Source organism: Neisseria sp. HMSC070F02 (assembly GCF_001814225.1).
GTDB classification, from domain to species: domain Bacteria; phylum Pseudomonadota; class Gammaproteobacteria; order Burkholderiales; family Neisseriaceae; genus Neisseria; species Neisseria meningitidis.
Map to the genome: position 1 here is coordinate 1 of NZ_KV815365.1, position 8,489 is coordinate 8,489.

General features: G+C 34.5%; 8 protein-coding genes. All 8 read left to right on the plus strand.

The window, feature by feature from the left end:
* Positions 1–157: 157 nt before the first annotated feature.
* Positions 158–1,618 carry a glycosyltransferase gene (locus HMPREF2959_RS01880; protein WP_083314120.1) on the plus strand — a complete coding sequence of 487 codons (1,461 nt, stop codon included), beginning with the start codon at positions 158–160 and terminating at the stop codon, positions 1,616–1,618.
* A complete protein-coding gene (locus HMPREF2959_RS01885) occupies positions 1,608–3,902 on the plus strand; it encodes a tetratricopeptide repeat protein (protein WP_002238579.1) in 2,295 nt (764 codons plus the stop codon). The genes HMPREF2959_RS01880 and HMPREF2959_RS01885 overlap by 11 nt, the downstream gene beginning before the upstream one ends.
* A gap of 71 nt (positions 3,903–3,973) precedes the next feature.
* The gene (gene kdsA / locus HMPREF2959_RS01890) at positions 3,974–4,825 is read left to right on the plus strand and encodes a 3-deoxy-8-phosphooctulonate synthase (protein WP_002238578.1); all 852 of its coding nucleotides are present in this window, start codon (positions 3,974–3,976) and stop codon (positions 4,823–4,825) included.
* Positions 4,825–6,114, plus strand: a complete 1,290-nt coding sequence (kdsB, locus tag HMPREF2959_RS10570) for a 3-deoxy-manno-octulosonate cytidylyltransferase (RefSeq protein WP_002238577.1) — start codon at positions 4,825–4,827, stop codon at positions 6,112–6,114. The genes kdsA and kdsB overlap by 1 nt, the downstream gene beginning before the upstream one ends.
* Before the next feature lie 26 nt (positions 6,115–6,140).
* A complete protein-coding gene (locus HMPREF2959_RS01900; RefSeq protein WP_002243171.1) occupies positions 6,141–6,851 on the plus strand; it encodes a KpsF/GutQ family sugar-phosphate isomerase in 711 nt (236 codons plus the stop codon).
* Complete coding sequence (locus tag HMPREF2959_RS13130; protein WP_232616613.1) at positions 6,841–7,089, plus strand: CBS domain-containing protein; 249 nt, start codon at positions 6,841–6,843, stop codon at positions 7,087–7,089. Before HMPREF2959_RS01900 ends, HMPREF2959_RS13130 begins: the two co-directional genes overlap by 11 nt.
* Positions 7,090–7,162: 73 nt before the next feature.
* A complete protein-coding gene (gene galE, locus HMPREF2959_RS01905) occupies positions 7,163–8,179 on the plus strand; it encodes a UDP-glucose 4-epimerase GalE (RefSeq protein WP_002240180.1) in 1,017 nt (338 codons plus the stop codon).
* 96 nt (positions 8,180–8,275) lie between these two features.
* Positions 8,276–8,489, plus strand: a 214-nt coding sequence (locus tag HMPREF2959_RS01910; protein ID WP_148138157.1) for an NAD-dependent epimerase/dehydratase family protein, incomplete at its 3' end; no start/stop codon positions are given.

The following is an 8,489-nucleotide window of genomic DNA, read 5'->3' on the forward strand; positions in this document are numbered from 1 at the left end:
TCATGCTAAGTTAAATTGAGGACACGCCCTAGTATAGAATATTTAAATTATACAATCCATCATAAAGAAGAAATATATAAAAATGTTTTTCCTTCAATAGCTAATACCATTTTTTCTCATAAAAATTTTCTGATAACCCAAAACTTTTCTGATTTATATGGAGATTGATACAATGATATCATTAAAAGATATTTTTGAAATTTTGAAAAAAAAAGGAATGCGTCAAAAAAAGAAATTATTGACGCCAAACGTTTTACAGAAACAGAATAACTTAACTCCAGCAAAAAAGAATTTAATTTCTATACATCCGAATATTAGTAGGGATCTTTTATCTTTAAATTTTGTAGATTATCGGATTACTACTACTAAAGTAGTAAATGAAGCAAATATAATTTTTTATAATAAACATTTTTCTCTAGACTATGTTCGATTAGCCCTTGAACTAGATATTAACCAGTACGACATGATAATAACCATAAAAACATTGCGTACGGGGGGAACAGACAAATTATTATTACGATATCTAGAAGGAATCAAATTTAGCAACCCTAAAATTAATATTATTTTACTAATATTAGAAGGAGATTCAGGAGAATGGGATGATCTTGTCCCAGAAAATGTAACGCTCATTTATTTAAAAAAATATACAAAATCTTCATTTAATCAGACTGTTTATAATCAGATTCTACAAAGATTAATAATTCAATTTGAGATTAAAATCTTATGGAATTTTAATTGTAGGGAAACATATAATTTTACAGAAAGATGCTCCCCATTCATACGTGAATATTTATCGGTGTGGGGATTAGTTTTTGCTCATTGGCTGCGACCAGGAAGTTTACAAGAATTCGGCATGGCTCACGAAAATTTGCCATTTGTGATTGATGACTACGATGTATTGATTTCTGACAATAAAACATTTACCGAGTATTTATGTCACCAATATGGCTGGAATCAAGATAAATTCAAAACTTTATATGTGCCCAACTCTTCAGAATCTATTCAAGTTAAACACCATCGTAAAGGTAACTCACTAAAAGTTTTATGGGCTTCAGGTATCGAATGGAATAAAGGTGTAGAAATTCTTCCTAAAATTGCAGAAAAGATTTCAAACTTACCAATTACTATTGATATTTATGGAGGTACTAAAAATAAAGATGGTGAAGACTTATTATTAAAGCTTAATAAAGATATTTTATTAAAGGAAAATATTAAATATAAAGGTAAATTTGATAATTTCAGAAAATTAGTAGAAGAAGGCCAGTATGATTGTTTTCTATTTACAAGTATAATTGAAGGAATGCCAAATGTTATTATAGAAGCAGCTGAGAGACAAATGTCAATCATTACTCCTCTTATTGGGGGGCTTGGTGAATTCTTAAACTCAGAAAATGCATATATTGTTGACAATAAAAATGATGTGGAAAAATATATAATAGAGTTACAAAAAGTTTTAGAGAATAAAAATACTGGAAAATTTACAAAAGAAATTAACTTAGCTCATAGTTATAACAAAAAATTTACCCTCGATAGTTTTAAGTTATCATATAATTCTTTACAAGATTATTTGTATACTATTAAGGATAAGAAAAATAAAAGGATTATAAATGAAAATTGAATTAATTAATTCATATAAACAGAAAAAATATGTAGAGGCGAAATATATTGCTAAAAAAATATTACTTACGGATGCAAAAGATTATGAGGCCTTATTCTATCTTGCAAACAGCTTTTTATTTACAGGAGAATTCAAAAGCGCAAAAGACTACTTTCAGTTGATTATAGAATATTACCCTGATAAATACCAAGGATACGAAGGCTTATATAAGATTTATAAAGCCAATGGAGATAGGTATAATGAATTAATCCAACTAAAGAAAATTTTAGAAAATTTCCCAAACGTTGTTCATATATATAAAGAAACTACTTTGCTTCTACTACAAGAAAATTTAATAAATGAAGCTGAGAATATTAGCCTTGAGTGTATTAAAAAATTTCCTGATTCCTACCATGGATATGAAAGCTATGCTTTTGTATTAGAAAAAAAGCAAGAGTGGGAAAAAGCACTTGAAATATGGAATAATATCATTCATAAATTTCCTAATTTCTTAGCAGCACATTTAAATATGCTGAAATTACACGTGAAAATTTATGGCTATGAAAGGACTACCTCACTATTTGAGAGTAGTTCTCAAAAGTTTAAAAATACTGAGAAAATAGATAAATTATATGCAATTGAAGCTGAAAAAGCCTTTAAATGGAATGATGCTACAGAAATCTGGTCACGACTGCTTTCTCAGTATCCTCTAAATACCTTTTTTGTATCCCGCAAAGCAATAGCACTAAGACATGTAAAAGGCATAATAGCCTCTCGAGAATATTTATTTTCTGCACTCAAGGATCAGCCTGATAATTTAGTATTAAAACTAAATATATTAGATACTTACTTAATTGAAAAAAAATGGGAATATTCTCTATTATATGGAAATGACATTATAAAAAACGTGCAAGATACTGCACAAAAATCAAATATTTATTTTAAACTTCGAATCCCTTATCGTGAATTGAAAAAATTAGATGAACTAGAAAACATTTTTTTAGATTTAATTAAAGAGAATCCGAGTATTTATATTAGCTGGAAAGGTTATGCTACAGTTCCAGAATTAATGTTAGATGGTAATGAAAAACTTCTAAAAAAAGCTTGTCATCGGTGGAAAAGAGCCTCTGAAAAATTTCCAAATATCGTTGAGGCTAAAATAAAATATGGTGAGATTCTTTTGTCTATGCAACAGCTAGATTTTGCTAACCAAGTTTTTATTGAACTTAAACGAGACTTTCCAAATAACTTTTATGCATGGAAAGGTTGGTGCCTAGCTGCTCATCATATGAGAAATTGGGTAGAAGCTCGTAAAAGGCTTTTAGAAACTCGTATTAAATTTCCAAGTCAGTTTAATAGCATTTATTATTATTTAGTTAATGTATTACAAAATGATAATAGACTAGCCGAAATAGAGAACTCCTTTATCTGGCATACTAAATCTTTGTTTAAAGAGAATATAAAAAACTCCCTTAATGAATGTTTAGAACTATCTAAAATTAATATTTACAGGATTATAGGAAATTATAAAAAAGCTGATGAGAAGGCATTAGAGTTATTAAACGTATTACCATTTAAAGATCCTACTACTCTGCCAAAACCTCAGAAATCTAATATCTCTCAATATATTGAACATTCTAAAAATAATGAAACTTTAGTTATATGCTTTTCAGGCATGGATGGTAAACGCACTCAAAATCATTATAGAAATTATGGGTTACAATGTATAGATAAAATTGCTTTTAATTCTAGTGATACTTATAATTATCAAGGTTTTGCTAACAAAACCATAAAATATAATTTTCTCTTACTAAGAGATAATTATAACAGTTGGTATCAAATACATACAGATTATTATAGAACGATCATTGAAAACTATATAAAATCTGGCAATTATAAAAAAATAGTATTAGTTGGAGCTTCATCTGGAGGCTTTGCAGCTATGATGTATGGACAGTTAGTACATGCCGACATTGTATATGTTCAAGCTCCTCAGACATTAGCTTTCACAAGCTACTCAACACAATTTAATAAAGAGCTAGAGCTTCAATATAATTTAAGTTCTACTGCATATACAAGTATTGCTAAGCTTCAAAATCAATCAAATGGATTTATTCCCAAAGTATATGTTCAAGTTTGTGAAAACAATGGAATTGATATGTTTTCTATCAATATGCTTAATACTTCTGATCCTAATTTATTTGTTCACAAATATAAAAATGATACTCATTCTGTTCATACAATTATAGGAAAATCAAAAATGTTTCAAGACATATGTAGTATAATAGATGATTTACAAAAATAATTTCTTATTGAATAAAAATTCAATCATTAAATTAGATCTAAAAAATTTATTTTTAATCAAGGATTTTAAAAATGCCTAATATTAATTTACCAACCTTCAATATAAAAATTAGTAATAGCCTACCCTTTACATTATTTGGAGGAATTAATGTCTTAGAAGACCTAGATTCCACTTTATTTGCCTGTGAAAAATATGTTGAAGTAACGGAAAAATTAAAAATCCCATATGTATTTAAAGCATCTTTTGATAAAGCCAATCGCTCTTCAATTCATTCTTACCGCGGAGTAGGCCTTGAAGAAGGCATGAACATCTTTTCTGCGGTTAAAGACCGTTTTGGTGTCCCTGTGATTACAGATGTGCATGAGCCATATCAATGTAATGCAGTTGCTGAAGTAGTGGATATTTTGCAATTACCGGCCTTTCTTGCCCGCCAAACTGATTTGGTATTCGCCATGGCTCAAACCGGTAGAGTTATCAACATTAAAAAACCTCAATTTCTTAGCCCTGAACAGATGAAAAATATTGTGGAGAAATTCAAAGAGGCTGGCAATGACCAATTGATCTTATGTGAACGTGGCGCTAATTTTGGCTATGATAATTTGGTTGTCGATATGCTGGGCTTCGGTGTAATGAAGAAAACTTGCGATGATTTACCGGTTATTTTTGATGTAACACATGCTCTTCAAAAACGTGATTCAGGCTCCTCTGCTTCCGGTGGGCGTCGTGAGCAAGTTTTGGATTTAGCAATGGCCGGCATGGCAACTGGTTTAGCAGGTTTATTCTTGGAAGCTCATCCAAATCCTGATAAAGCGCGTTGTGATGGCCCAAGTGCTCTTCCTCTAGATAAATTGGAGGATTTCTTGTTACGTGTGAAAGCTGTGGATGAAACAGTTAAATCATTTCCTAAATTGGATATTGCTTAATGAATACCGAAAATCTGAAAACGGTTATTGTTGTTCCTGCACGCTATGCTTCTACTCGTTTACCCGGAAAGCCTTTGGCTGATATCTGCGGTAAACCAATGATCCAACATGTCTATGAACGTGCTTGTAAAGTACCCTATATTGATGATGTGATCGTTGCTGTTGATGATCGTCGTGTTGCTGAAGTTGTAGAATCTTTTGGTGGCAAAGTTATCATGACTTCTACTCAACATGATTCTGGTACAGATCGGTTAGTTGAAGTAATGGGAAAATATGCTGCTGATATTTATATTAATATCCAAGGAGATGAGCCATTAATTCGATCTGAAGATATTGCTTTGCTCGCTCAAGGCATGAAGGATGAGCAAATCTCAGTGGGCACCCTTTGTCATGCTCTACCTGCTTCAGAAGCAACTAATCCAAATACTGTCAAAGTCGTACTATCTGCAAACGGTAATGCACTTTACTTTAGTCGTAGCCCTATTCCTTATCCTCGAGATAAAGAGCATGCTTATTATTTCAAACATATCGGCGTTTATGCTTATCGTAAGGAAACTCTAGCAAAATACAGTAACCTCAAGCAGCCTGATATAGAGCTAAGTGAGAAACTGGAACAGTTGCGTTTATTAGATGCCGGCATCGATATTCGGGTTTTTGAAGTACCTGAAACAGGACCGGGTGTAGATACACCAGAATGCTTAGAACGTGTACGCGCCATCATGTCAGGCCAGCTTCCTATTGATAAACATTCGGTCAATTTAGCTGATATTCGTCTCGTTATTACCGACGTTGATGGTGTACTAACAGATGGCGGTATTTTCTACAATGAAAATGGAGAATGTTTAAAACGTTTTCATGTACGAGATGGTTTAGGTATTAGATTGCTTGAGGAATCAGGCATTAAAGTAGCGGTATTATCAGGAAGAGATTCTCCCACCCTGCGAAAACGAATTGATGATTTAGGTATTTCTTATTATCAACTCGGCATTAAAGACAAACATGCGGCATGTATTGAGTTAATGCAAGAAGCTAATTGTCTTAAAGAGCAAACAGCATATATCGGTGATGACACCATCGATCTACCTGCTTTCTCCGCTTGTGGTTTAAGTTTTGCTGTCGCAGATACGCCTGAATATATACGTAATCAAGCAGACATAACTTTAACATTACCAGGAGGCTATGGGGCATTTCGTGAGTTAGCAGATAAAATTCTTGCTGCTCAGGGCAAGGAGGACGTTTTTTCTTCAGAAGCTGGATTTGCTCAAGTTATGCATGGTGCTAACCAGTAATCATAAAAAAATAATAGGAGTTAATAATGAAAACTAACTTTCTAAAATTGGCGGTTGAAACCTTACAATTAGAAGCTAATGCCATTATGGAAATGAGTAAGCGCTTAGATAATGAATTTGAGAAAGCAATAGAAATTATCTTAAATACTCAAGGTCGCGTAGTTGTGGTAGGGATGGGAAAATCTGGGATTATCGGTCAAAAGCTTGCTGCAACTATGGCTTCTACCGGTACTTCTGCTTTTTTTGTCCATCCTGGTGAGGCATTTCATGGCGATTTAGGGATGATTAAACCAATAGACGTTGCCTTATTAATTTCAAATTCGGGAGAAACTGAGGAAATTATCCGAATTCTTCCTTTTCTGAAAGAGCAAGGCAATAAAATTATTGCCATGACCGGTAATATTAAATCAACTTTAGCCAAACATGCTCATTCTTTACTGGATATCAGTGTATCACGTGAGGCTTGTTCAAATAATCTTGCGCCAACCTCATCAACAACCTGTACACTTGCAATGGGCGATGCATTGGCAATGGTTTTACAATCTGAAAAAAAATTCTTGCCCGAAGATTTTGCTAGATTTCATCCTGGTGGCAGCTTAGGCCGCCGTCTGTTAACGCGTGTTTCAGATGTGATGAAAACCAAAATTCCGCATTGCCTACCCGATGCTTCCTTTAAAGAAATTGTATATAGTATTAATCGAGGTTACATGGGGCTAACCATTGGTAATGGAGCATGATACGCTTCATGGCATTATTACTGATGGAGATTTACGTCGTGCCTTCGATAGATTTGATAATATCAATCAAATTAAAGCAAAAGACATAATGTCTTTATCTCCTAAATATGTTTCTGCTGATGCCCGCTTTGCAGAAGCTGAAGCCTATATGCATGCTGAAAAAATTGATTCATTAGTCGTAAAAGAGTCCAATAAAGTAATTGGCGTTTTGAATATTTACGATATTGATCATTATTAAAAAGCTAACTGCTAATTACGAATTATTTCAAATATAATGTAATTAACTCTAAACTAAATAAAGTTAAAGAATAATGAAAGTCCTCGTTACGGGCGGAACCGGTTTTATCGGTTCACATACCGCCATCTCACTAATTAAAGCAGGTTATGATGTTGTAATTCTCGATAATCTGTGTAATTCCAGCATCAATATTCTGCCACGTTTAAAAGAAATCACCGGTAAGGACATTACCTTTTATCAAGGCGATATCCGTGATCGTGCTTTGCTGCAAAAGATTTTTGCTGAACATAAGATTGAAACGGTAATGCATTTTGCCGGCTTAAAAGCAGTGGGTGAAAGCAATGTCTTACCGATGAAGTATTATGATTACAATGTATCGGGCAGCCTGATTTTGGCGGAAGAAATGGCCAAAGCAGGTGTATTCAGTATCGTATTCAGTTCGTCAGCTACCGTTTACGGCGATCCAGCACGTACGCCGATTACGGAAGATATGCCGGTAGGCGGTACGACCAACCCATACGGTACATCGAAATACATGGTGGAGCGGATTCTATCGGATATTCAAAAATCAGATTCACGCTGGAGTGTGATTTTACTGCGTTATTTCAATCCGGTTGGCGCACACGAAAGTGGTTTGATTGGCGAATACCCTAACGGTATTCCAAATAATCTGCTGCCTTATATCTGCCAAGTGGCTTCAGGCAAGCTGCCTTATTTGTCGGTATTCGGCGACGATTACCCCACTCCGGACGGTACAGGTGTGCGCGATTATATCCATGTGGTTGATTTGGCCGATGGTCATTTGAAGGCCATGCAAGCCAAAGCAAAAGAATCGGGCGTACATATTTATAACTTGGGCACGGGCAACGGTTATTCTGTTTTAGATATGGTTAAGGCTTTTGAAGCAGCTTCCGGCTTGGATATTCCTTATCAAATCAAACCGCGTCGCGATGGCGATATTGCTGTTTGCTTTGCCGATCCTGCGTTTACCGAATCACAAATTGGCTGGAAAGCGCAATTTGGTTTAAGCCAAATGATGGAAGACTCATGGCGCTGGGTGAGTAATAATCCGAATGGCTATGATGATTAAGCCATGAAATTAAGCGGCCGTCTGAAGTTTCAGACGGCTTTTTGCTTGCGATTTATAGTAAAATTCACCTTATCATTTTGGCGATTAATATTCATCATGAAAAAAATCCTTGTGACCGGCGGTGCCGGTTTTATCGGTTCGGCGGTTGTGCGCCATATCATCAACGATACGCAAGATGCGGTGGTAAATGTGGATAAGCTCACTTATGCGGGTAATCTGGAATCGCTGGAATCCGTGGCCAATCATCCGCGCTATGCGTTTGAACAAGTCGATATTTGCGACCGTGCGGCGCTGGATCGTGTGTTTGCCG

Bases quoted from the DNA above. Each gene is read 5' to 3' on its own strand.
- HMPREF2959_RS13130 (WP_232616613.1), top strand. From the start codon at position 6,841: ATGGAGCATGATACGCTTCATGGCATTATTACTGATGGAGATTTACGT.
- kdsB (WP_002238577.1), top strand. From the start codon at position 4,825: ATGAATACCGAAAATCTGAAAACGGTTATTGTTGTTCCTGCACGCTAT.
- kdsA (WP_002238578.1), top strand. From the start codon at position 3,974: ATGCCTAATATTAATTTACCAACCTTCAATATAAAAATTAGTAATAGC.
- galE (WP_002240180.1), top strand. From the start codon at position 7,163: ATGAAAGTCCTCGTTACGGGCGGAACCGGTTTTATCGGTTCACATACC.
- HMPREF2959_RS01885 (WP_002238579.1), top strand. From the start codon at position 1,608: ATGAAAATTGAATTAATTAATTCATATAAACAGAAAAAATATGTAGAG.
- HMPREF2959_RS01880 (WP_083314120.1), top strand. From the start codon at position 158: ATGGAGATTGATACAATGATATCATTAAAAGATATTTTTGAAATTTTG.
- HMPREF2959_RS01900 (WP_002243171.1), top strand. From the start codon at position 6,141: ATGAAAACTAACTTTCTAAAATTGGCGGTTGAAACCTTACAATTAGAA.